The organism is Sphingobacterium sp. UBA7038 (genome assembly GCF_002494055.1).
GTDB lineage: Bacteria > Bacteroidota > Bacteroidia > Sphingobacteriales > Sphingobacteriaceae > Sphingobacterium > Sphingobacterium multivorum.
This window is the reverse complement of the sequence record NZ_DLAV01000028.1, coordinates 52,454-75,915: the sequence shown is the minus strand read 5'-3', so window position 1 is coordinate 75,915 and position 23,462 is coordinate 52,454. Positions and strand designations below refer to the sequence as shown.

The 23,462-nt window shown below is 39.5% G+C and carries 23 protein-coding genes; 4 read left to right on the top strand and 19 right to left on the bottom strand.

The window, feature by feature from the left end; genetic code table 11:
* Positions 1-36: 36 nt before the first annotated feature.
* From B3H30_RS18480 to B3H30_RS18390, 19 genes are all read right to left on the bottom strand, one after another.
* A complete protein-coding gene (locus tag B3H30_RS18480) occupies positions 37-1,275 on the bottom strand; it encodes a thioredoxin family protein (protein WP_145328927.1) in 1,239 nt (412 codons plus the stop codon).
* 53 nt (positions 1,276-1,328) lie between these two features.
* The gene (locus B3H30_RS18475) at positions 1,329-2,567 is read right to left on the bottom strand and encodes a thioredoxin family protein (RefSeq protein ID WP_075990969.1); all 1,239 of its coding nucleotides are present in this window, start codon (positions 2,565-2,567) and stop codon (positions 1,329-1,331) included.
* A gap of 111 nt (positions 2,568-2,678) precedes the next feature.
* Positions 2,679-3,866 (bottom strand): aminopeptidase C, encoded by a 1,188-nt coding sequence (locus tag B3H30_RS18470; protein ID WP_120333595.1) that lies wholly within the window; start codon positions 3,864-3,866, stop codon positions 2,679-2,681.
* Positions 3,867-4,132: 266 nt separating this feature from the next.
* Positions 4,133-5,185: a TerC family protein gene (locus tag B3H30_RS18465; protein ID WP_070563311.1), complete on the bottom strand. Its 1,053-nt coding sequence runs from the start codon at positions 5,183-5,185 to the stop codon at positions 4,133-4,135.
* A gap of 1 nt (position 5,186) precedes the next feature.
* Positions 5,187-6,158, bottom strand: coding sequence for a polyprenyl synthetase family protein (locus tag B3H30_RS18460; protein WP_070563314.1), 972 nt, complete (start codon positions 6,156-6,158; stop codon positions 5,187-5,189).
* 50 nt (positions 6,159-6,208) lie between these two features.
* Positions 6,209-6,772: a DUF3109 family protein gene (locus B3H30_RS18455; RefSeq protein ID WP_286834760.1), complete on the bottom strand. Its 564-nt coding sequence runs from the start codon at positions 6,770-6,772 to the stop codon at positions 6,209-6,211.
* A 5-nt stretch (positions 6,773-6,777) separates the two neighbouring features.
* On the bottom strand, positions 6,778-7,563 hold the full coding sequence (locus B3H30_RS18450; protein WP_070563318.1) for a DUF3108 domain-containing protein: 786 nt from the start codon (positions 7,561-7,563) through the stop codon (positions 6,778-6,780).
* Positions 7,564-7,680: 117 nt separating this feature from the next.
* The gene (locus tag B3H30_RS18445) at positions 7,681-8,202 is read right to left on the bottom strand and encodes a DUF2480 family protein (RefSeq protein ID WP_070563320.1); all 522 of its coding nucleotides are present in this window, start codon (positions 8,200-8,202) and stop codon (positions 7,681-7,683) included.
* A 62-nt stretch (positions 8,203-8,264) separates the two neighbouring features.
* Entirely contained in the window at positions 8,265-10,370 is a 2,106-nt protein-coding gene (locus B3H30_RS18440; protein ID WP_182983334.1) for a peptidylprolyl isomerase, read from the bottom strand.
* Between the two features lie 293 nt (positions 10,371-10,663).
* The gene (lptC, locus tag B3H30_RS18435; RefSeq protein WP_070563326.1) at positions 10,664-11,293 is read right to left on the bottom strand and encodes an LPS export ABC transporter periplasmic protein LptC; all 630 of its coding nucleotides are present in this window, start codon (positions 11,291-11,293) and stop codon (positions 10,664-10,666) included.
* Between the two features lie 8 nt (positions 11,294-11,301).
* Positions 11,302-12,627 (bottom strand): membrane protein, encoded by a 1,326-nt coding sequence (locus B3H30_RS18430; protein ID WP_046672330.1) that lies wholly within the window; start codon positions 12,625-12,627, stop codon positions 11,302-11,304.
* Between the two features lie 175 nt (positions 12,628-12,802).
* Positions 12,803-13,786 carry a DUF6427 family protein gene (locus B3H30_RS18425; RefSeq protein WP_070563329.1) on the bottom strand — a complete coding sequence of 328 codons (984 nt, stop codon included), beginning with the start codon at positions 13,784-13,786 and terminating at the stop codon, positions 12,803-12,805.
* Positions 13,787-13,806: 20 nt separating this feature from the next.
* Complete coding sequence (locus B3H30_RS18420; protein WP_046672332.1) at positions 13,807-14,016, bottom strand: CcmD family protein; 210 nt, start codon at positions 14,014-14,016, stop codon at positions 13,807-13,809.
* 147 nt (positions 14,017-14,163) lie between these two features.
* A complete protein-coding gene (gene ccsA, locus B3H30_RS18415; RefSeq protein WP_046672333.1) occupies positions 14,164-14,826 on the bottom strand; it encodes a cytochrome c biogenesis protein in 663 nt (220 codons plus the stop codon).
* Positions 14,827-14,863: 37 nt separating this feature from the next.
* Complete coding sequence (locus B3H30_RS18410) at positions 14,864-15,523, bottom strand: heme exporter protein CcmB (protein ID WP_070563333.1); 660 nt, start codon at positions 15,521-15,523, stop codon at positions 14,864-14,866.
* Between the two features lie 76 nt (positions 15,524-15,599).
* Positions 15,600-15,998, bottom strand: a complete 399-nt coding sequence (locus B3H30_RS18405) for a hypothetical protein (protein ID WP_070563336.1) — start codon at positions 15,996-15,998, stop codon at positions 15,600-15,602.
* A gap of 103 nt (positions 15,999-16,101) precedes the next feature.
* A complete protein-coding gene (locus B3H30_RS18400) occupies positions 16,102-17,937 on the bottom strand; it encodes an ABC transporter ATP-binding protein (RefSeq protein ID WP_070563339.1) in 1,836 nt (611 codons plus the stop codon).
* Positions 17,938-18,097: 160 nt separating this feature from the next.
* Positions 18,098-18,652, bottom strand: coding sequence for a hypothetical protein (locus B3H30_RS18395; protein ID WP_070563342.1), 555 nt, complete (start codon positions 18,650-18,652; stop codon positions 18,098-18,100).
* Positions 18,653-18,810: 158 nt separating this feature from the next.
* On the bottom strand, positions 18,811-19,599 hold the full coding sequence (locus B3H30_RS18390; protein ID WP_046672337.1) for an SAM hydrolase/SAM-dependent halogenase family protein: 789 nt from the start codon (positions 19,597-19,599) through the stop codon (positions 18,811-18,813).
* A gap of 351 nt (positions 19,600-19,950) precedes the next feature.
* Between B3H30_RS18390 and B3H30_RS18385 the strand changes: the two genes are divergently transcribed.
* The 4 genes from B3H30_RS18385 to B3H30_RS18370 all read left to right on the top strand — a co-directional run bounded on the left by B3H30_RS18385 (position 19,951) and on the right by B3H30_RS18370 (position 23,394).
* The gene (locus B3H30_RS18385) at positions 19,951-20,916 is read left to right on the top strand and encodes a PhoH family protein (protein WP_046672338.1); all 966 of its coding nucleotides are present in this window, start codon (positions 19,951-19,953) and stop codon (positions 20,914-20,916) included.
* 200 nt (positions 20,917-21,116) lie between these two features.
* Positions 21,117-22,067, top strand: a complete 951-nt coding sequence (locus B3H30_RS18380; protein WP_070563345.1) for a phosphoribosylaminoimidazolesuccinocarboxamide synthase — start codon at positions 21,117-21,119, stop codon at positions 22,065-22,067.
* Positions 22,068-22,100: 33 nt separating this feature from the next.
* On the top strand, positions 22,101-22,481 hold the full coding sequence (locus B3H30_RS18375; protein ID WP_046672339.1) for an STAS domain-containing protein: 381 nt from the start codon (positions 22,101-22,103) through the stop codon (positions 22,479-22,481).
* A 1-nt stretch (position 22,482) separates the two neighbouring features.
* Positions 22,483-23,394: a ribonuclease Z gene (locus B3H30_RS18370; RefSeq protein WP_070563348.1), complete on the top strand. Its 912-nt coding sequence runs from the start codon at positions 22,483-22,485 to the stop codon at positions 23,392-23,394.
* Positions 23,395-23,462: the final 68 nt, after the last annotated feature.

The following is a 23,462-nucleotide window of genomic DNA, read 5'->3' as shown; positions in this document are numbered from 1 at the left end:
GCGGCTTTTTTATTCATCGACGATTAGAATATCTTCTTATTGCCAAGTCTTTTCACCTTTTTTCATTTTTTGTAAGGTCGCTACATATTCTTCTTTTTGGGTAGCATCTGTGATAAGTGAAATTGCTTTTTCTTGCGTTTTAATAGCTTTTTCTTTTTCTCCAAGGCGATACAATATGTTTGCAAAAGTGTCTAGATACATCGGCGCATCTTTTTCTTTCTCATTGGACAATTTACTCCATTCCGCTGCTGCTTTTAAACAGGCAGGATCATTGCAGTTTTCAAAAATAGACCAAGCCATGTTGTTCAATTCCGCTGCTGTGATGGTCGAACCATATTTTGCAATATATTTATTGAAGCTATCTCTTAAGCCCGGGTAATTTTTGGTATAACCGTAATAACGTGGTTGCATTTCGAGACTTGCTTTTTCTGTATTGACAGTTGGATATTTTTGCGCCAATTCTTTTTCTATGCTTGCGAAATCAACCGTTTCCTTTGCACGGATTTTGGTGTTTACGGCGTTACTAACCAACAGCTGGGACAAGAAGTCATTTGCTTTTACTTTTTCACTGACGGCGTCAAATTTAGCAGGGTTATCTTTGATTAAATTAAAAGCCTTAGAATCGACAACATTTGCCGCCGAAAGTAATAAATTGATATTCTCCTTTGTAAAGATTTGATCTGTAGTCAAGGACGCTAATACGACTCCTTCCGCTTTTGCCTGTGTCTCTTGATCATAAGCTTCTTTGGCTGCCATAGCCATACTTTTAGCAATGTTTACATTAGTTGGGTCGGCATTAAATTTTGCTAATAGCGTTTCATATTGTGTATTTGGATCAAGTGATTTTTGTGCTTTCGCTATAAAATCGTCCGCTTCACCGCCACCAACGATACGATGAACAAGGGTACCTTTTGAATCAAAGATCAGAAAAGTTGGGTATGCCCTAACTTTATAATCTTTGGCAAAACGGTCGGCCTCTTCGTACCATGATTTTACATCTTCATTATCATTCTTGGTTTTATCCATCTGAATTTTTGCATTGATAAACTTTGCATTGAAGAAATCACCTACTTTAGCTTGTGGGAAGATAGTACTCGACATATATTTACAAGGGCCACACCAGGTTGTAAAACAGTCTACAAAAATGAATTTGTTTTCTTTAGCCGCTTTTTCTTTAATCTGACTCCAGTTGAGCCCATGCTCAAATTTGACCCCCTCGCTTTGCGCAAACAGTAGGGTAGGGATTAGAAATAGCATTAAAATCAATTTTTTCATAATGTTGGTATTTTAGATTTTTAATTTAATCGTTCGCATTAGTTGGGATAAGGTTAGTTCTCCCAAGTTTTTATTCCTTTCATCATTTTGTCCAGTGTTTCTTGATAGATAGGACGATCGTCCTCACTGGCCATTTCAATAGCTTTGTTTTGCCACTTTATGGCTTTTTCTTTTTCTCCTTTCTTATAGAGTAGGTTTGCATAGGTATCCAAGAATGCACTGCTTGGATCTTCAATGATGGATTTCTTGCTCCAGCTTAACGCGGATTCAATACATGCAGCATCGCTACTATTGTTAAAAATAGTCCAGGCAAAGGTATTTAATTGATGTGGAGTAAAATCTTCTGACGAAAGGTAATCATTGATCGTATTCTTCATGGCTACATAATTCTTCACCTGAAGGTAGTAGTGTGCTTTTATCTTCTTGAACATCGGAACGAAATCGATGTCTGGATATTTTGCAGCAAGTTCATTTTGATAACTATCCCAGTTGGGTTCATGTTTGGCATCTATTTTAATCTGAAATAATTCGTTGACGACAACATTTGCCAGAGTACGGTTGGCAATACCTGGTGACTCTAATAGAATATCAATTTTCTCTTTATTGTTGCGAATAAGATTGAAAGCTTTTGAATTGGTGAATTTGGCAGCCGCCAATAAAATATGGACATTTTCTTTTTTGAATAGTTCATCCGTGCCCAATGAATTTGCTAAGGTATTTTCTGCCTTTCGTGCTGTATTTTCATCGTAAGCGATATTTGCTGCTTTCAGCATCTGCTTTGCTGTATAAATATCTTGAGGTCTTTTCTCGAATTTTTTTAACAGCGTGTAATACTGTGTTTCGGGATAGAGTCCATCCATCACATGACCGACAAATTCGGGAGCGTCACTTGCACCGACAATCCGGTGTACCGCTTGCCCATTGGGATTAAAGATAAGAAATGTGGGAAAGGATTGAATATTGTATTCATTGGAAATAGCACGCGCATCGGCATACCATTTTTTGACATTGGCATTGTCGGACTCTGTGGAATCCATTTGTACCCTGACACTAATGAAGTTCTGATTAATTGGCTGCCCCACCTGCTCTAAGGGAAAGATCTCATTGCTCATATATTGGCATGGGCCACACCAGGTTGCAAATAGCTCTACGAAGATAAACTTGTTCTCAGCTTGTGCCCGCTCCTTTATTTGTTTCCAACTCAACCCTTCTACAAATTTCACCCCCTTGGTCTGGGCCTGAGCCAAATTCCCGAATAAAATTGTAAGGCATAATGCGATTATACTTCTCATACTCACTCAACAAAAGATTCATAATTATGTTTAAGTTATTAAATTAATCTGAAAACAAAAACACCTCTGAAGTATTAATTTCAGAGGTGTTTTCGTGGACTGATAAATCGCTTATTTGATATTTATCTTCGATTTTAAATCTTTTGTTAGACCGTCTTTATGTAACATCAAAGAAGTTGTTTTATAACGTACAAATTCTTTTGACGCATACAAATAACCATGATAGTCATTTGTTGTGCCCCAAGAGTTTTTAACGATGTAATACTCTTTTCCGTTTTGATCTTTTACAAGACCTACGATATGCATGCCGTGGTCATCTGTAGTTTGCCAGTTGTCGAAAGCTTTTTGTCTTTCTTCCGCTGTTACTTTTAACTCTGGTTTAGGACCAACGAACATCGTTGACTTTTCCTGATCTGTCATTTCCTCGAAAGGTTTTTCTGGCACATAAGCTACACCGTTTTTCCAAGAAAAGCCTTTTTCTGATACGTCAGTTGCCCAAGCTACAGTATAGCCCTTTTGTAACGCATTGTCAATGATGTCCGTTAAATCGTTCATCTTAACATTATAGAAACGGTCGAATGACCAGTTGTCAGGAATCAACAATACGAATTGGCTATAGTATGGATGGTCAGTTACCGAAGCAATACCAACGTAATCATCCGGATTGATACCGATTACCTGATCTGCAAAAGTGCGTGGTGTATAAGATTTACCGTTGTAATCAAATTTCTCAGGTACTTCTCCAAGATAAGAATCCATCGCTGCGGTATATGCTTTCTCCCAGTTTGGCGTTAATGTTTTGCCTTTTACTACTGCTCCTAACATCGCATCCAACATATTTGTCATTTCACCAAAGTTGTTACGTGTAGTGCCGTAGTGAAGACCTGTGTAAGCAGATTGCGGCATTGTACCGTATTTACGGAAAGAGTTCAACACATCATGGAATTGACCACCTTCACCCAATGACAATCCGCCATGAAGGCGTACATACGTGCGTGCTTTATCTAAATACGTGTTGCGCGCGGTATAGATTTGTGAGATCTCCACTGGTTTTTTACCCATACGGATCATTTCTGACTCCAGGAAAGAGTTACCTGAATAAGACCAACAAGTACCAGATGAACCTTGGTTTTTGATGGATGTGTTACCAAGATTGATAACTTCAGTAAATGTAAATCCAGATTTGCTATTGTCATTTTGATTTGCTTTTAGCGCATTGATCAAATTGTCTTGTGCTTGTACTTGGAATGAAGCTGCGAAAAGTGAAGCAGCTAGTACAATCGTTTTATTCCAATTCATTGTTAGTATTTTGTTAATTTAGTGTGGTGCTAAATTAAATAAATAAAATTTAGTAAGGTAAATTCCTCTGTAAAATAATTGTTCTTAAAAATCTGCTGTTTTCTGCAATCTTTTGCTGGAGAATAGGATATGCATAAAGCATAATATCACATAAAAATGGTCAGAAATTTCTTTCTGACCATGGTGTTCTGTATCGTTTGTAATTTCGCGCGGATTACCGGAGTTTCTCGCCGAATAATGACCGTCGGTACGCTTTCAATAGTCGTTTAATCAGTCGGTTCAGCTTTTTTCGGAAAAAGCAGCGAAGCAATGATACTCAATACAAGTATGCCGACAATAACGATCAACGAATGTGTTGTTGTAAAACCTACTTCGGCCAACCAATGATGCAGCAGCATCTTTAGACCAATGAAGACCAGCAAAAATGCTAAACCTACTTTGAGGTATTGGAATTTGTGGATGATATTGACCAAAAGGAAGAACATCGACCGCAATCCAAGTATTGCAAAAATATTGGAGAAAAATACAACATAGGGATCTTTGGTAACCGAGAAAATTGCAGGGATAGAATCCACAGCAAAAATCAAATCCGTAAATTCTATGACCAGTAGTACAAGAAATAGCGGTGTCATATATTTAACGCCGTTCTCTACATGGAAGAAGTGTCCACCATCTAATTTGGGGGTTACCTTAAAGTATCGGGAAGCAAATTTAACGACCGGGTGATTCTGTGGATCCACTTCTTCGTCCTGGTTACGGTTGATAAACATTTTGACCCCTGTAAAGACCAAGAAAGCACCAAAAACATAGAGGATCCAGCCGAATTTAGCAATAAGGGTTGCGCCAAGGAAAATAAACAAGAAACGCATAATGATTGCGCCCAAAATTCCCCACACCAAAACTTTATGGTAATAGCGCTCTGGAATGCCAAAAGAAGTAAATAATAATACCATCACAAAGATATTATCTACGGATAGGGCATATTCCACAACGTAACCGGTGATATATTCCAGACCAAGGTTTTTGTTGTAGAGCTCGAGACTCGCCGCTAAATCACCGGGAATGATTTTAATATCGTGGTGGTGTTTGGTAATGATTTCTTGAAGGTGGTCCAAGTCATGGATATTGTGCAATTCAAATCCATAGTGACGGAGAAGCCAATAGAAACCCAAGGAGAATAAGACCCAGATGGCGCTCATGATGCTAGCCATCTTTAGGCTAACAGGTTTGTCGCCTTTGGAGAATAAGCCTAGATCTATTGCTAGCATAAGTGCAATAAAGATGAGGAATCCGCCAAAAAACATTAATTCGTGACTCATTTTATTTTTTTCTTTCTGTTGTATATTTTACCAGCTGCTCCAACCCCGATTTGTATTCACTGTCGGGAAAGTCTTCCAAGATCCGGAAAGCATCTTGTTGGTATTCCAGCATCTTATTTGTAGCGTATTCGAGCCCACCACTCTGGCGGACAAAGTCGATGACTTCAGCCACTTTGTGTGTGTCTTCATTATGGTTTTTAATCAAATTAATGATCCTTCGCTTTTCACTTGAAGTCACTTGATTCAAGGCATAGATTAACGGTAAGGTCATTTTCTTCTCTTTGATGTCATTGCCGAGTGGTTTGCCAACGTCATCTAAACCAAAGTCGAATAAATCGTCCTTGATTTGAAATGCAATTCCGATCTTTTCACCAAATTGATGGAGCTTGTCGATTGTCTCCTGATCTGCATTCGAAGAAGCCGATCCACAGGCACAGCAAGAGGCAATCAGCGAAGCTGTTTTCTTTCGAATGACCTCAAAATAAATAGACTCTTCGATATCCAGTTTACGGGCCTTTTCGATTTGAAGCAATTCACCTTCGCTCATCTGATCAACAGCTTCCGATACAATTTTTAGTAAGTGATAATCCTGATGTTTTACAGAAAGGAGCAGGCCCCTTGACAGCAGAAAATCACCCACCAAAACAGCAATTTTATTTTTCCACAAAGCATTGATGGAAAAAAAACCTCTGCGTTCGTAGGAGTTGTCTACCACATCATCATGTACGAGTGATGCGGTATGCAGCAATTCTACGAGAGCAGCTCCTCTGTAGGTGGATTCATTGATTCCGTTGCATATCCCAGCAGAAAAGAACACAAACATGGGCCGCATTTGTTTGCCTTTACGTTTGATCAGGTATTGTGTAATGCGATCCAACAAGGGGACGGAGCTTTTCATTGAAGCTTTGAATTTTTTTTCAAAAGCCTCAAGTTCATGGGCAATAGGACGTTGGATCTCTCTTAATTTTGACATGAATTGGGGTGAAATACCAAAATAGTTAAAGCTTAAAGATAGTGATTTTGTTACAACTCTTCGACTGCTTTCTCAAGATTTTTGTACCATTCCTCACCATAGGTTCGGATGAGAGGATCCTTTAAAAATTTAAATACAGGGACCTGTAATTCTTTACCAAATGAGCATGCATCTTTACAGATATGCCAACGGTCATAGTGTAGTACGTCGAATTCGGGGTAATGTGTTGTCCTGATAGGATAGAGGTGACACGAAACGGGTTTTCGCCAATGCACCTCGCCAAGTTCGTAAGCTTTTTCGATAGCGCATTTTGTAGTGCCATTTTCCCAGGTCACATAGGCACATTCTTTATTCCCATCAACACAAGTGGTCGTTAGATCGCCATCAATATCGACAACATACTTCCCTTGCTCTTCAATCGCTTCAATACCTTTCTCGGTCATATAGGGCTTTACTTTGGGATAAATCTCCTCCAATATAGCCTTTTCACTCTCCAATAAAGGTGCGCCTGAATCGCCTTCAATACAACAAATTCCTTTACATTTTGATAAATTACACACAAAGTCATTGTTGATTAGATCTTCGTGCACCAATACATTTCCTACTTCAATCATTCTAATTATTTTGAGTAGCTTGCTTTCTGTCCCAATTTGTATTTTAATCCACTGGCTTCGAGTAATTCCAGTGTTACCGAACCGATTAGAATATCTACATTGGCTTTGACCGGAATACGGTTGCCATCATTGGTTACCCACAGATAAAGCTTGCTATTTTTTTTAAAGATACGTCCTGGTTTAATCTCAGGACTGAATTTGAGACATTCTAAAGTGCCTAATTCCGTTTTTATTTTTTCTATTCCAATATATTGTATGCCTAAGGTGGCAATCTCATCATTCAAAAAATAAGTCAGCTTAAAAGATTCTCCTGGTTTAACAGTCGACAGATCTAGATTTCGGGCGAAATAATAGGAAGAAAGCAAGTCGAAAGTCTGATCTACCTTCGAATTGAAAGTCCCCTTGTTGCCTACAACACTATTTGTTTCCTGGTTGAAGCGCACCTTATCGTTCCGTCTATATCCTCCTTCACGAATGTTTTCCGTATAGTAATACGGTAAAAATGTCTTGCTGTTGATATACGAGTTGTATTCATTTCTCACCGTATATATGGCAAAGGCGCCAGCTGTTTTGCCGGCAGCGTATAGATGAAATGAAGGGTTTCCGGCTCCATCCTTGGTATCCTCAACGGTTAATGTCCCTGTTGCGGCTGAAATAAAGCCATAACGGAGTTTATATTTTAATTTCTCGCCACCTTTAAATGCCGATTCTTTTAAATGCGGTAAATCTTGAGCGAAAGCAGTACTTACGATAACGGATAAGTAAAGGAGCAAAGTCGATATAAGTTTCATGTACGTAAGTTTACGAAATTTGTTTGAAAAAGAAATGTTAATTTCATTCAAATAAATTTAACTTTTGGAGTTAATGAGACCTTCATGGACGATGACATATACTTATGTTGAGCTGAGTTATTTAGGCTGTGTCCGCTTAAATACGGGGACCGTAGAACAGGGTTCACCATACATAATACTCTTTGCTACCTTACTCAATTTTACCGTAAACTGCACAAATGTAGACTCTGGGATAAACGTATCGCCACAACCTTTCACAACCACACGTTGATCTCGAAATTGTTCCATGTCAATCTGTTCAATTGCCGCAGCATACTGTATACGCAACAACTCCTCTGAATCCCCAAAAATAACTGTCTTCGCATAGGGTTCCAATTTGTTGGCTAATAACATATAAGCCCAGGTCGGAACAATAGCATCGGCAGTACACGTAATTGCGACATGTTTACCTTCGTATTGCGACCAGTCGTGTGTCTTAATGAATTCTCGGAAATCCTTTTCTTTAAGAATCAAGCCATGGAAGAGATTATCCTTAATATCATAGACTACATTGTCTGCTTTAGGATGGTAGTTGGCCAGGTCAACTGTGACTAACCCACTTTGCGCAACTTTGTTGACAATATCTGTTTGAATATCCATATTTACATCAAAAAAAAAGCCGGACGATAATTCGTCCGGCTACAAATTTACTTAAAAATCTTTTAAAAGAATTTCACTCTATTGTCAATGATTTCAGCTTTGTCTTGTAAAGCGCGGAAAATAGATCCCCAAGCGCGTTGTGCTTTAGCTGCAAGCATTTGTTTCTTTTGTCCGTTGATATCCGAAATCGCGGCAGGATTGGTAAAACCATTTACTTGTACAACATATACACCGGTATTGCCTTCAATCGCTTTGGAAGGTTTGTTTGGCTGTAGCCCAAAAACAGTACCAACCACTTTGTTTTCTAATGCAACACCAGGAATAACTGGGTTTGCGAAGACAACATTTTCAACGTGAATAGCTGCTTTACCAACTTTTTGTGCTACTTGATCAATAGAAGATGTACCTGCTAAAGCCTTGTCAAATTTATCTTTCAAGATTCTAGCTTTAACCATATTTCTTACTGCAGGTTCGATATCTTTCTTAACAGCATCCAAGGAAAGAGTTCCTTTAGGCTGTATGTCGACCAAGTTTGCTAAGATATAAGAGGTTTCAGTTTCGAAAACTTTATCTGAAATATCGCCTTTTTTAGCTTCGAAAGCCCATTTGATTAAATCACGTGGAGCTTCGGCGCCATCTAATACATTGTCCATCGCTGTTACGCGTGAGGCTGTTTTTGCTTCCAGACCAATTTTTTTCGCTTCTTGAGCAAAGTTCTGTGCTGTAGCTGCAGATAAGAATGCTGTTGCTTTGCTATGTGCATTGTTCAACGTTTCTTTTCCGCTGTTGATCACTTTGTCAATGATAGCAACTTTTGCATATTTTGAACTTCCTGATTGTTTTTCAATTTTAATGACATGGACACCATATTGTGATTTTACAACTTTGATATCGCCTGTTTTACTTTCGAAGATGGCTGTCTCAAGATCTGGAGCCATACGGCCTCTTGTTAAAGTACCCAGCTCGCCACCGTTGGTTTTGCTCTCTGGATCTTTGCTGAATTGAACCGCCAATGCCGCAAAATTGTCTCCTTTTTGAATCAATCCTTTGATCGAATCTGCTTTCGCCAATGCTTTATCCATTCCACCTTCGGCAGCAGGATCCAATAGTATGTGTGATGCTTTCACAGAGTCAGGGCTTACGATCGTCGAAACAACTTTTGCAATTTCATACGCATTGTTGTTTAAGAAAGGTCCCACAGTTGTTCCGGCCGCAACATTGAAGACAACGGAATCCAATGAAGGACTCAACTGTCCTTTTTTCACATAAGTAAACGGAAATTTGTTGTCTGAATTGATCGAAGCAAATAAAGAGTCATCTTTAGCAACGATTAAATCTTGTTTCAATTTATTGATCGTCTCTTTTACGGCCAATGAATCTTTTGCAAGAGGTTTTGCATCCACCATTACGTATTGGATCGCACGTGTTTCCTCTTGTGTTTTGAACATACTTTTATGCTCATTATAATATTCTTGGTAATCTGCATCAGTCAATTTGGCATCAGCATCCTTAACAGAAGCGTAATCCAAAAGAATGTATTTGAAGTCTGCTAGTTTATTACGCTCTTGGTATTCTTCGTTTGCTTCCAAAGAAGTAACATATACGCTATTAGAAAGCAATTCGCCATATTTGCTGCTTAAACGCTCATCTCTAACGCCTTTCAGTAGTTCCTCCCATTGTTCAGCCACTTGTTGGTTACCTGATGTGTTCATTTGGGTGATAAAAGCACGCAGTTGACTCGGGTCAAATTGTCCTGTTTGTGGGTTGGTAAACGCTTGAACGATTTGAGGTGAAGGGTTGTTACCTTGCACTAAATCATTTAATTCGTCTTTGCCGACAGTCAAACCGATTTTTTCAATTTCCTTTTTCAAGATTTCTCTTGATAAAAATTGATTCCATACTTGTTGAACAGCGTAGGTCCGCATTTGAGGGGTCACTGCACCGCCCATTTGTTGTTTGAACATTTCCTCTGTTTGTTCAACTTGCTTACTGAACTCAGGATATTCAATTTCAGTTCCGTTGACTTCCCCTACACGATTTTGATGTCTCGCCCAAAAAGGAGCTCCCCCTCGAACGACATCGCCTAGTAAAAATGCTAAAATTGCGATAGCCATAGCTGCGGTCAAGATGACACCAGCTTTGTTACGCAAAAAGCCCATTAATCCCATAGTCTGCTTATTGTGTTTATATTGTGTAAATACTTGTATTTCGTTAATTTATGCATAGCATAGCAAAATGCGGTGCAAGATACAATTTTTATAAAAAAAAACGGAATATTTTCCTGAATGTAACAAAACAAATTTGAAAACTATTTGTATAAAGTGGAGTTTTTTGTGCTCTTTTAGTTCAAATGATTCGTTTTGAACAACTTAATCGTATAAATAAACTGCCTGGAGGTATTGTCTCGGATCTATACCTGCTGTTAAGCTAAACCTGAATCTGGTTTATGGCCTGCAAATAGTTATTTACCTAAGGAAGGGAAGAGACTATTGTTGGTGATCACCGTATAACCAGTTGCATTGGCTATATTGACGTGTTTAAAATCCTTGTCCGAAGTAAATGATGAACCTTGTAAGTTACCGCGATTATCCCGAAAGAATGCCGTAATGGGAACATGATTATAAAAGGTCATGTTGCTGTTGCTATCGGCTTTACTTTCGTCATAGATGATCTCTTCTGTTTTGATGACAGAACCGTCAGCCATAGTAACCACCACATTTTTGGTAAATACGGTGGTCTTTTCTTTTTCCCGCCGAATAGCATGGTCGGAAGTAATTCGCTGAGTTTCCTTTAAATTGTCGTCGTAAAAGATGATTTTTATGCTTTTTGGAAATTCGTATACTTCGGTGCTATCGTGTTTGATACGCATTTCAGGGGCTGTAAGATTCGCTTTTACCCGTGTGGAATCGCTATAAATAATATCGACATGACGCGAAATGTCGACCGCCTCTTCCTTTTTCATATTGGCAATGCGGTCTACCTCTTTTAGATCCGGTTCGCAAGAGGTCAATGAGAGCGCCCCTAGTAAAAATAAGATTACTAGGGGCGATATATTTTGGAATATGGATGAAGCAAATGTCTTGCGTACCATCGTATTAATTAATCTAAAGGCGGTTTTCTAAACCAGCGGTCATTGAGGGTAAAGCCGATATTAAAGTTAATATAGCGTTCACGTAGGAGACTGTTGCTGATTTTGCCCATTTGGCCAAATTCTGCAGAGAAGTTTATTTTAGAGAAAGCTCCTGAAAATTGATTTCTTGCCAACGGCAGTCCCACACCTACAGTAACCGCCATATCGTTGATATTCTGGTCGCTTAAGAAATATTGTGTTTTATTATACCTGAAACCAACTCTATAGTCTACTTGGTTCAGATATTTAAGCGAAGTAACATCTGGTGTAATCTGACCACCAATCGCTACGCCATAATTCTTCCGTAGTTCGTTTTCACCCGCTCTGGTCTGAAATCTTGACCAATCGGCATATTTAAAATCGGCCCCGATTAACCATCGGTTGTTACGTGCAAGGGTAATACCTACATTATGTCGCAACGGAAGCGTCAAATGCCTGCTGCTACGGTCCGAAACATAGGTGCTATCCAACGGGATATTTTGGTTGTCTGGATCCGTTGAAGGTGTAACCCGTGTATTAAAAATTGTTGCTCTTTCTTTGATATCATTATTGAGCGACCCTGAATAACCAACGATCAACGAGTATTCTCTATTTAAAGGTTGTTCGTATTGCAGACCATAATCAAAGATAATCCCTTGGATTTCGCGCTTATTTTGTTGTTGTGTATTTAATGCTCCGGATGAAGGCAAAAACTCTACACGGCTATAATCATTTAGGGTTCCAAATAGATAAGACATATTGGCACCAATACTCAGACCTTTTACAATGCGTACCCCCCAACCTGCATAGGCTTTAGTTAAACCACCTTCGCCCGTGAAAACTTTCGTATAGGGATCAGAATTGACTGTTCCCGTTGAAGATGTCCGATAGCCTATATCTGAATAGGGAAGGATACCCAAGCTGATACCACCAAATCGTTTCATTGGGAATGTCATGGTGATGTGGCTAAAGGCAAAGTCAGCGGTATTATCCGATCTTGTTGTCGAATTTAACTGCGTGTAGTTCCCGTATAAACCAGCATCAAAGGTCGTAAACTGTGTAGCAGAATAAGATGCAGGGTTGCTTGGGTTGGTATTATACACGCCATTGATTCTCCGGACAGCGGTATTGACACCTCCCATCCCTCTATATTGTGGCAATAAATCTTCACGCATCTGACCAAGTCCAAATTGAGAATAAGGTGATGCGGATGTCGTTTTTTGTGCAAATGCGGTAGTAGAACTAGCTAAAATTCCACCTGCTAACAACAGTTGGAGTGATTTATTTCTTAGAGAGCTTGTAAAGCGTTTCTGCATGGTCAATCTATAAAATTGAGAAACTAATGTTTATTTAGTTTTAGTGAAATTTTCGAGTTATCTGACTCTTATATTAAATGTTCTTTGCTTTTAATCGCATACAAAACTATTCAATTTTTGCGAGCTTGTTAAGCCGATTTTGTTAAAAAAGGTTAAACACTTATTGTACAGTCGTTTAGAAAAACTGAAAGTAGATTATGGTCAGTGTTATGATGGCATATACAACTTCAAAAAACCATTTCTTTTTGGCATAAGTGAAATAATAAGCCATATAAATAGCGATGGAGGGGGCACAAAGTAAAAAATGGGCCTCCGTTAGTTTTTTATTCCAGTAAAAAGAAACTATCGCAAGGCATAACATAAAAAACAACAGTTGAAATGACTTGCGAATATGCACGACACTTTTGAAAAAATTGTCTTTCAATACCAAGAGGAAGAGTATTAACGTAAAGATTACTGGGACGAGTACCAGATAATCGACTAACTGAATGCGAATAGCAGTAGGGAATTTGTAGGTAAACGGTAGCCAAATGGTATAAAACTGCTCCATTTTACCCATCCAAAGGTAGATAACCGCTAAGATGAAATAGACCGTTGCTAGGCCAAGTAAAGGTGTAATCCACTCGCGCCAGTTGAATGGCCTAAAAATGAGTAGGCCTATCCATAGTAAGGCGAACATACTCAGAAAAGGGAAGTAGATCAGACTTCCTATCCCTACAATCATACCGAGATCAAACATTTCGGCTTTAACATCTGTCTGCCGATAGAGGGAGAGCAATTTGCTTAACATCCATATCGAAATGAAATTACAGATCAGTGTGGGTGAAAGTACCAAAAATGGTAAAAACAGGCTGGCCAGTGTCATGTACATCAAAGCAACCAAGAAACTGGGTTTACCCAGCAGGTTAAAATGGCTTGTGATGCGATTGAGTATCGTTGCCTGAGAAATCGTCAGGATCAGTGTGATAAAAACATTGGTCGAAGGAGAGAGGTTGATTAAGTTATTTTCTCCCAAAAGATTCCCCAAGGCAGGCTCAAAGATTACAGAATCAAGTTTGTCCGGAAGGTGAAGAAATATGCCTAAGCATAAAACAAAACCCACGATGGATAGAAATAAAATATTGATGGGTGAATAATTTCTAAACTGACTTATAATCATCGTATGCAATCAATAAAATGCTATTTATTCTTTTTTTCCAATTTGCTGATACGGCGATCGAGCAAGAAAAGGAAGAAAGCCAAACCCAGAAAAATGACCAACATGACCAATACAACAACGTAGATCTTACCTTCGCTACGTAATCCAGTCGCCATCTCGACATCATCCTGTGCAAATGTGCTCAAAGTTGATAAGAGTAGTAAGGCGATTGACAATGTTATTTTTTTCATTTGTTTAAAATATTATTCGTGTCGTTTTCATTGTTATGTATGATTCGATACACGCTATTTGATTTATGTAATATTCTGTTTTTTACTGATTGGGTTTTACCGGATTTCTTTATTTTAGAAATAAAGTACGGTATTAGCCGTTCAATATTATGCGTTCAAGTCTTTCTTTTCGAGCAGGCGTACCCTATAGCGAAGTGAACAAATCCAAGCTGCAATCATTGGCCAGCCGATCATCGCGGCATAAAATGTAGGGCGTAGCTCGCTGCTCATTTTTAAATCGCCAAAGGCTGCGTTTCCTCCACTTCCAGGGTGAAGAGAGTCTGTCATCTTTGGTAGAATATAAAGTAACACGATGATAATCGGAAATGCAAAGATATTGTACACAGCCGATATTTTGGCTCTTTTTTGTTCTTCTTCCAGCGCATTGCGGAGCACCAAATAGGCTAGATACATCAGTGTTGCTATGGCAGAGCCATTAAGCTTCGGGTCGTTTGGCCAAGGCTCTCCCCAGGTGATGTTTGCCCAAAGCATACCTGTTGCAAGTCCAAGAAAACAAAATGTTATTCCGGTATTAACGGCTTCAATGGCCATTAAATCATACTCCTGTTTGCCCGTATTGAGGTATTTGATACTATAAATAACAGACACCAGGTACATAACGAACATAGCCGACCACATTGGGACATGAAAATAAACGTTGCGTATGCTTTCGTGAAGGATGAATAGGCGGGGAACAGGTCCCAAAAGACCATTGATAATGACCGCACAGATAATCATTACCGCTAATATTTTCCACCATTTTTTTCTCATGGATAAATTGAATTTAGTTTGTTCTCAATTCTGACACTTAATCTCGCCAAAGGTACGGAAATAACAATAAAGAAATAGTGATGGTGATTACATTAATTGCAAGTAATACGATTATTTCTTTGCTGCTGGAAGCCCTTTCCACGCCTTCTATTGCATTGCGGGATAGCTTGATTAATACGATTAACAGTGGGATGATGGCGGGGAAACTCAAGATGGCCATTAAGGTGCTGTTGTTGCCAGCTTTGGAGCTGATCCCGGAGATCATGGTAAAGACTGTGGCGAAACTGATGCTGCCTAAGATGACCGAAATGAAGTAAAGTGTTGGATCACCGACAGGGTTTCTGAATATCGTCGAATAGACAAAATATGCAATGATCGCCAGCAGGGTCATCATCATCATATTGTAAATGACTTTCGCTAAAATGATCGCTCTGGGATCAACCAGTGAATAGTAGTAAAGTTGCCGGTTTGGGTTTTCTTGGACGAAGCTTTTGTTGATTGCATTGATCGAAGCGAAGAGCATAATGATCCAAAATAATGCATTCCATGTAGCCGTATCAACTGATTTGAACGCTTGATAGCAGACGAAAACAGTTGATACGACATATAGTAGAATTCCGTTAATAGCATATTTTGAACGCCATTCCAGAATGATGTCTTTAAGAATTAAAGTTTTTACCTGTTGCAGCAAAGTCATATGCAGCAAAGATACAAATGTATTTTGACCACGGGAGTGACCAAAACCATCAATTCTTAAAAAACTGTTTTTTTACTTATGCGTTAGAAATTTTGGATTTTGCAGCATCAGTTGTATTGTCGATTTTGCTTGCCAAATTTTGAGCGGCATTGTTAGCGTGGTCCAAAGCTTCTCTGCCGGCTTCTTTTGCTTTGTTTTTCAGTGCATCTGCATCATCCGATGCTTTGCTGAAAGCTGCTTGTGCTTTTGATTTCAAATTGTCTAATTCAGCCGAAGCTCTGTTCGCTAGTTTTTGTGCCTTTTTAGCTTCTTTTTTTGAAAGATCTTTCAATGACTTAGTTAAGCTTTTAATGCCGTCATTTGCACGATCTAATTGTTTTTTCCCATCATCAGTTCCTAAAAGATACCATGCAGCAGCTCCCGCAGCTAATCCTACCAAAGCAAATGCCACTAATCCATTTTTGCTATTTTTCATAATTCTTCTATTTTGTTATATATTCAAATGATAATCAAGTATGATACCAAATGAACAATCCCAGGGTGAATTTGTTTAAAAAGAATCAATAATTAACAAAATTTTACATATCAATTTTCTGCTGCTTTGATTGCAGATTATAGAGGTGCTGATAAAGACCGCTTTCTTTTTGGAGCAGTTCAAAGTGCGTACCGCTCTCAGACACGATTCCATTTTCGACAACGATAATTTTATCGGCATCAATAATGGTCGATAGTCGGTGTGCAATAATGATCGAGGTGCGTCCACGCATTAATTCTTCCAACGCCTCCTGCACTTGTCTTTCTGATTCTGAGTCTAGGGAAGAAGTGGCTTCGTCCAAGATAAGGATTGCAGGATCTTTTAATAGTGCACGCGCAATGGCGATTCGTTGGCGCTGACCACCAGAGAGTTTAACGCCACGTTCACCAACTAAGGTGTCATAGCTTTCGGGGAAATTTAATATAAATTGATGTGCGTTGGCACGTTTTGCAGCCGCTATTATTTCATCTTCCGTGGCATCGAGCTTACCATAGGCTATATTTTCACGTATTGTTCCGCCAAACAGCAAAACATCTTGCGGCACGATAGCGACCTGGTTGCGGATATCGCAAAGTTCAAAATCGGATGCCGGTTTGTCATCGTAATATACTTCCCCTTTATTGGCTGTATAGAATTGAAGAATCAATGAAGCTATTGTTGATTTTCCGGTTCCACTCGGTCCAACGATGGCTATTTTATCGCCAGCATTGGCTGTAAAGTTGATGTCTTTCAGAATTTCAATATCGGGGCGGCTTGGATAGGCAAAGGAAACATGGTTGAAGCTTAGTTTTCCGGTCATGGTCTTGTGCACTTCCTTGCAAGTTGGTTTTACATTGAGGTGTTCTTGGGGCTCATCTAAAATTTCCAAGATCCGCTCACTTGCACCCAAAGAGCGTTGGATATTGGCATAGAGTTCGGGGAAACTGCCCATGGAGCCTGCAACAAACATCGAATACAAGATATAAGTAGTCAGGTCGCCTACAGTCATTTCATGGATAGAAACCAATGCTGCGCCGTACCAGATGACAGCAATCACCGCACCGAAAATACAGAAAATAATAAAAGAGGCAAATGCACCACGGAAAGTAGCTCCTTTGACTGCCAACTTTACCACTGAATCCATTTGATTGCTGTAGCGATTAAACTCGAAGTACTCATTCACAAAGGCTTTTACGTTGCTTATCCCCAATAATGTTTCTTGAACGATACTATTTGACTCGGCCATTTTATCCTGGGCCTGTCTGGACAATTCGCGGATGAATTTTCCGAAAATAATAGCAGCTACAACGATAATCGGTAAAATACAAAGGTTCATGAGGGCAAGTTTGGGCGATACCCAAACCAAAAGGAACACACCGAAACAAAGACTAATCAACTGTCTTAAGATTTCAGCCAAAGTTGTTGTTAACGTATCCTGGATCTGTGAAAGGTCAGCAGACAGGCGGCTGTTTAATTCCCCAACACGACGATTGGCGAAAAATTCAATTGGCAAAGAAATCAGCTTAAGATAAGTATCCTTGCGTAATGCGGATAGCGTACGTTCGGCAATCTCAACAAAAATTCGGATACGAAAAAAAGAAACGACTGACAGAAAAGACAGAATAATAAAGGCAATTCCACCAATATAATAAACATGTGGTGCAAGCCATGGATAAGTTTGCTTGCCTTGCGCGGCATCAATCATGGCGCCAAGCAAAGCCGGAAAGGCGAGCATGGCCAAACTGGATAATACCAAGAAAAACATGCCGACCCCAAATTTAAAACGATAAGGTTTTAAATAGGTCATCAATTTAGATGCTCTCAATAGGAGCTCTTTATTCAATTTTGGTTTTGGTAGATCTTCTTCTTGTTTGTTACCGCTGTTGAATCCTCTTGCCATATCCGCTACTTCAAATTTTGTTGCGAGGACAAATGTAAAGAGATTAAAAATATTTTGCTATCATACTTTAGTCAATTTTTTGAACTAAACCGTACTTTTTCTGATTTAAAACGGCTGTTTTAAGTGGCTTGTACTTGTGCAAATGCTTGTTGCTGCTGCTTTATCCTAAATTTTGTTGTTTCGAAGCTGTTAGTTGCGCGTTAAATTTATACAATAAATATCCTAATACGGCGATAACAAGTAAAGCGATATAGAGCAGGATATTGCCTATACCTCCGTTGCCTGATGTTTTGTCAATCTGTGCCCGCAGTTTCTCGTTCTCTTTTTGAAGCTTACTTATGGTGCCGATATAGGCTGATACCTGCTTGTCGTAATCTGTTGCCAATTGTTGGAATTTATCTTTCTCAAAATCTTTGATTTTCAATAGTTTTTGAGTCTCTAAGAAAATGTTATTGTCGGTGATAACAATATCTTTAAGGATATCAATGCTCTTTTGCATGTCACCTTTTGATTTGAAAAGGCCAAAAAGCCCTGTTTTTTGAGTGAGGCTCGTGTCATAGGCGCCGAATTTCTGTTGACGGGCATCGAGTAGGTCATTTACACGGCTTCGTTGGACCTCAAAAGAGCTGGAGTCTGGGTTGTTTTGCGACTTGGCCTGTCCAAAGAAGCAAAATAGAACGGCGATTGGAAGTAGGAATTTTAAGAATTTCATCATGTATTTGGACGATCTATTTAATCAAATGTCTAGTTTAAACTAACGTTGATGGTAAAATTTTATTTTGCCACGAAGCTACAACTACAATTTTAGCCTTGTGGTCAGTTTGACCAAGGATAAAAAAATGGAGCGAAAGCACGACAAATGAATTTATGAAATTAATCTTTAAATTCTATACGAATAACATTGGAATCGTCATCATGAAGTCCGAGTAGCTGGCTGGCATTACCTTTATTGATGGCGATTTCAAGGTAGTTGGAAATACCGAATAAACAAAGTTTCTCTCCTTCTCCCACTTCATTGTAATGCCAGGAAAGATTGGTAATGGTTTCATTACGTTTAAAATAAAGGACAAAATGACGTCCTTTCTGAACTTTATTGAATAGATCTTTCGAGATATTGGTAATGGCGTTGCCGAATGCATCAACATAAATGACGTTGCCTCGGATCATGTCTTTATCAAAGATGGGCTGCAAAGTTACTTTTTCGATGAGCTGTTGCATTGAAGTACCGATTTCTTTCAGTTTGCCCCCCTTAGCAATATGACAGGCGGATTTAGAAAGAATATCTGCGAGCGGAAAGTGTAGATACCGAAGGTCTTGCATTAAGTTGAGCTCATAGAGTTCCTGGGGTTCGTTGCCATTCAACAATAAGCTGAAAATACCGTTGTCGGCTCCGACGAAATAATGATCGTTGTATTTCATGCCGATATATTTCGACTCTTCATGAAACAGGGTGTTAATGCCGATAATATGTACGGTTCCTTTAGGGAAATAATGATAAGCGTTGCCTAACACAAAGGCCGCTCGAGGGATATTGAATGCTGGAATTTCGTGGGTAATATCAACAATATTGGCACCGGACAATTGCGATAAAAGACTACCCTTTAACGCGGCTTGATAAAAATCTTTGTGTCCTAAGTCTGTTGTTAATGTAATTACTGCCATTATAATCTAAATCCTAGATCGAATTGCTGTCGAATTCCCTTAAATATACCCTTAAATTTATCTAAATAGTGGACAAAATTACTATTTATCAGATGATTTATAAAGTTAATTGGATAACTTATTTTGAATCTGTCTTTTTTCGATTGATATACACAAACATAGCGAAGATTTTATGCATAACGAAATCTTTGTGCCCCTTTGTCGGCTGTCTCCATAAGCTTATAAATCATCGTCGTTTGTACGCCGTATCTTCTTGGTTGTTTCGTTAGAATACGTTAATTTTGAATAGTATTATACAGGAACGATATTGTGTAATGGCTACAATCTAATTAATTCTAAATAGGATAAAATTTGAACGAATTACTAATTGCATTAGATGGTCTGAATTTGCCCATATTATGGGGAGCAGACAATGAGCACTTCGATTATTTGAAGAAGCAATTCCCAAAACTGCGGATTGTAGCTCGCGGAAGTGAAATGAAGGTGTTGGGAGACGCGAAGGAATTAGACCTGTTTGAGCAATCGTTTAAGGAAGTCATGGCTCATCTGGAGAAATTTAACAACATTACTTTATTGGATTTTGAAAATCTCCTTGGAGCAAGTGCAGGTTCTGCTGTTCAGCAGGAAAAAGAACTTGCGGCCAAACATGCAGCCTTTGGATCCGAACCGATCGTGTATGGACCTAATGGCCTTATTGTACGTGCACGTACGGCCAACCAACGGAAGATGGTGGATAGTATTTCGAAAAATGACATCTTATTTGCTATCGGACCGGCGGGTACAGGAAAGACCTATACGGCGGTTGCATTAGCTGTTCGGGCACTTCGAAATAAAGAAATCAAAAGGATCATTCTAACGAGACCAGCCGTCGAGGCCGGCGAAAATCTCGGGTTTTTACCGGGCGACTTAAAGGAGAAGGTAGACCCCTATTTGAGACCGCTCTACGATGCATTGGACGATATGATTCCAGCAGAAAAGCTAAAAGGTTACCTGGAAAATCGGACCATTGAAGTTGCACCTCTAGCGTTTATGCGTGGACGAACATTGGACAACTGCTTTGTGATTCTGGACGAAGCTCAGAATGCAACGGATATGCAGCTGAAGATGTTTTTGACACGTATGGGGCCAACGGCAAAATTTATCGTTACCGGTGATATGACACAGGTAGATTTACCGAAAAAAAATCAATCTGGATTGTCTACTTCAATTCGCCTATTGGAGAATATCGAAGGAATAGACATTATCCACCTCAGCGGTGGAGATGTGGTTCGCCATAAATTGGTTCGCCGCATCCTCGAAGCGTATGGCGATATTTAATCGGTCTATGCTGCAAACGTATGATTTGGGATATCCCAGTTTGGCATGGGTACAAAAGGTGCCGACTGATATAGTTCAAATAGCCTTATTAAAAGGCAAATCGAGTACAGTGAGCTCTTAAATAAATGCGCTGCATTTATGAATGCCGTTGAAAGCAGTCATAAATGAACAATTACTTACATTTGAATTTTACGTTGAACATGAATGCTATAAAAGAAACAAATTTCAATTTCGAAAACCAGACTGCTTTTTACCGGGGAAAAGTACGTGACGTGTATACGATTGCCGATACGTATTTGGCGATGGTTGCCTCAGATCGTATTTCGGCATTTGATGTGGTACTTCCACGTCCTATTCCTTATAAAGGACAGGTGTTGAATCAAATTGCAGCCAAATTTTTAAAGGCTACGGCTGATATTATTCCAAATTGGGTCGTGTCTGTTCCGGACCCCAGTGTAACTATCGGTCAGCTATGCGAGCCGTTTAAAGTGGAAATGGTTATTCGGGGCTACTTGTCAGGACACGCTTGGCGCGAATATGCTGCGGGTAAACGGGAAATATGTGGTGAGGCATTGCCAGAAGGACTGAAAGAAAATGACAAATTACCTGAGCCAATTATTACACCGACAACAAAGGCTGCTGTTGGACATGATGAGGATATTTCACGTGTCGATATCTTGAAAAAAGGCATCGTAAGCGAAGAAGACTATGTTCAATTGGAGCAATATACCAAAGCGTTGTTTCAAAGGGGTACCGAAATTGCCGCGCAAAGAGGGCTTATTTTGGTGGATACAAAATATGAGTTTGGAAAAAAAGATGGGAAAATTGTGCTGATCGACGAAATTCATACACCAGATTCTTCCCGTTATTTTTATGCGGAAGGTTATGCGGAACGTCAGGAAAAAGGGGAGGCACAAAAGCAATTGTCGAAGGAGTTTGTTCGCAAATGGTTAATTGAAAACGGCTTCCAAGGGAAAGACGGTCAGGTTGTTCCGGAGATGACGGATGAGATTGTCGCTTCCATTTCTGAACGTTATATTGAGCTTTACGAGCATATCGTCGGAGAGAAGTTTGTGTATCCAGATCAGGAAAACGTACTGGAACGTGTGGAAAGAAATGTGGCAAAGGCCTTGAAAACGCTAAATTATTAGTACATTGTATCCTCAAACAAAGGAGATAGACTAATGAAGTATACCATTGATAAGCACGATCGCTATATTGTCATAGAACCTCATGTCGATGTGATTGACGCGGATAATGCCGCTAAACTCAAAGGGGAGTTTTTGTTGCGGAATACGATTGGACAACGGAATATCGTTTTGGATATGATCCACGTTAAGCAAACGGACGAGGTCGGTATCCGTTTAGGTGTGCTTGCCCATCGTTTATGTCAGTCTGTTGGGGGCATATTTATTTTGGTTAATCTTTGTCCAACGTTAATGGATATGGTTCGTGTGTCGCATTTGGATAAATCGCTTAAAATAGCACCATCTTTAAAGGTGGCGGAAGATTTAATCTTTGCACACGAATTGGAATCTGAGTATCGCGGGGCAATCGAGGATTAATATGAAGTTTGAAGTTCTGATATTAGGAAATAGCTCGGCCACACCGATGTTTGATCGTCATCCGACTAGCCAAGTGTTGAACTTTAATGAGCAATTGTTTTTGATCGACTGTGGAGAAGGTACACAAATGCAACTTAGCCGATACGGCATCAAAAGCAATCGTTTAGGACATATATTTATTAGCCATCTGCATGGGGATCATTATTTGGGTTTGGTGGGGCTGCTTTCATCGATGCACCTTGTCGGCCGAAAAAGTGATCTCCATTTGTATGGGCCACCTGCGTTAAAGGAAATTTTAGACGTGCAATTTTTGCATTCCGAGACTATTTTACGCTATAATCTTGTTTTTCATCCGATTTCACCCGAACAGCCAGGGGTCATTTTTGAAAACAGAACATTAAAAGTAAGCACTTTTCCATTAAAGCATCGTATTGCCTGTACAGGCTTTCGTTTTGATGAGGGTCCCCGTGCACGAACATTGCTTGGCGATGTCGTACAGGAACTGAATATACCCACCGCTTATTTTCCGATGATCAAAAAAGGATTTGAATACGTCGATGAAAGTGGTAAAGTATATACTGCAGATGACCTGAGCCTTCCCGCTCCCTTATCGCGCAGTTATGTGTATTGTTCGGATACCGTACGGACGGCAGAATACCTGCCTTATGTGCAAAAGGCTAATCTGATGTATCATGAGTCCACATTCTTGCACGATATGGTCGACCGCGCAAAAGAGACATTTCACACCACTGCGTTGGAGGCTGGAGAGATCGCCCAGGAAACTCATGCAAAGAAGTTGCTATTGGGTCATTATTCAGCGCGGTACAGAGATTTAAATCCCCTATTGGAAGAAGCGAGAACTGTATTCCCAAATACGGAACTCTCTGTGGAAGGTCGGTGGTTTTCCGTTTAATTTTTTTGAATTTTCTCTGATATCCCAACGATAAACGGGTTAACACCTATGAATAATTGCTTATTATA

Coding starts and splice junctions, on each gene's coding strand:
- B3H30_RS18480 (WP_145328927.1), bottom strand. CDS start 1,275: ATGAAAAAATTGATTTTAATGCTATTTCTAATCCCTACCCTACTGTTT.
- B3H30_RS18475 (WP_075990969.1), bottom strand. CDS start 2,567: ATGAGAAGTATAATCGCATTATGCCTTACAATTTTATTCGGGAATTTG.
- B3H30_RS18470 (WP_120333595.1), bottom strand. CDS start 3,866: ATGAATTGGAATAAAACGATTGTACTAGCTGCTTCACTTTTCGCAGCT.
- B3H30_RS18465 (WP_070563311.1), bottom strand. CDS start 5,185: ATGAGTCACGAATTAATGTTTTTTGGCGGATTCCTCATCTTTATTGCA.
- B3H30_RS18460 (WP_070563314.1), bottom strand. CDS start 6,158: ATGTCAAAATTAAGAGAGATCCAACGTCCTATTGCCCATGAACTTGAG.
- B3H30_RS18455 (WP_286834760.1), bottom strand. CDS start 6,772: ATGATTGAAGTAGGAAATGTATTGGTGCACGAAGATCTAATCAACAAT.
- B3H30_RS18450 (WP_070563318.1), bottom strand. CDS start 7,563: ATGAAACTTATATCGACTTTGCTCCTTTACTTATCCGTTATCGTAAGT.
- B3H30_RS18445 (WP_070563320.1), bottom strand. CDS start 8,202: ATGGATATTCAAACAGATATTGTCAACAAAGTTGCGCAAAGTGGGTTA.
- B3H30_RS18440 (WP_182983334.1), bottom strand. CDS start 10,370: ATGGGATTAATGGGCTTTTTGCGTAACAAAGCTGGTGTCATCTTGACC.
- lptC (WP_070563326.1), bottom strand. CDS start 11,293: ATGGTACGCAAGACATTTGCTTCATCCATATTCCAAAATATATCGCCC.
- B3H30_RS18430 (WP_046672330.1), bottom strand. CDS start 12,627: ATGCAGAAACGCTTTACAAGCTCTCTAAGAAATAAATCACTCCAACTG.
- B3H30_RS18425 (WP_070563329.1), bottom strand. CDS start 13,786: ATGATTATAAGTCAGTTTAGAAATTATTCACCCATCAATATTTTATTT.
- B3H30_RS18420 (WP_046672332.1), bottom strand. CDS start 14,016: ATGAAAAAAATAACATTGTCAATCGCCTTACTACTCTTATCAACTTTG.
- ccsA (WP_046672333.1), bottom strand. CDS start 14,826: ATGAGAAAAAAATGGTGGAAAATATTAGCGGTAATGATTATCTGTGCG.
- B3H30_RS18410 (WP_070563333.1), bottom strand. CDS start 15,523: ATGACTTTGCTGCAACAGGTAAAAACTTTAATTCTTAAAGACATCATT.
- B3H30_RS18405 (WP_070563336.1), bottom strand. CDS start 15,998: ATGAAAAATAGCAAAAATGGATTAGTGGCATTTGCTTTGGTAGGATTA.
- B3H30_RS18400 (WP_070563339.1), bottom strand. CDS start 17,937: ATGGCAAGAGGATTCAACAGCGGTAACAAACAAGAAGAAGATCTACCA.
- B3H30_RS18395 (WP_070563342.1), bottom strand. CDS start 18,652: ATGATGAAATTCTTAAAATTCCTACTTCCAATCGCCGTTCTATTTTGC.
- B3H30_RS18390 (WP_046672337.1), bottom strand. CDS start 19,599: ATGGCAGTAATTACATTAACAACAGACTTAGGACACAAAGATTTTTAT.
- B3H30_RS18380 (WP_070563345.1), top strand. CDS start 21,117: ATGAATGCTATAAAAGAAACAAATTTCAATTTCGAAAACCAGACTGCT.
- B3H30_RS18375 (WP_046672339.1), top strand. CDS start 22,101: ATGAAGTATACCATTGATAAGCACGATCGCTATATTGTCATAGAACCT.
- B3H30_RS18370 (WP_070563348.1), top strand. CDS start 22,483: ATGAAGTTTGAAGTTCTGATATTAGGAAATAGCTCGGCCACACCGATG.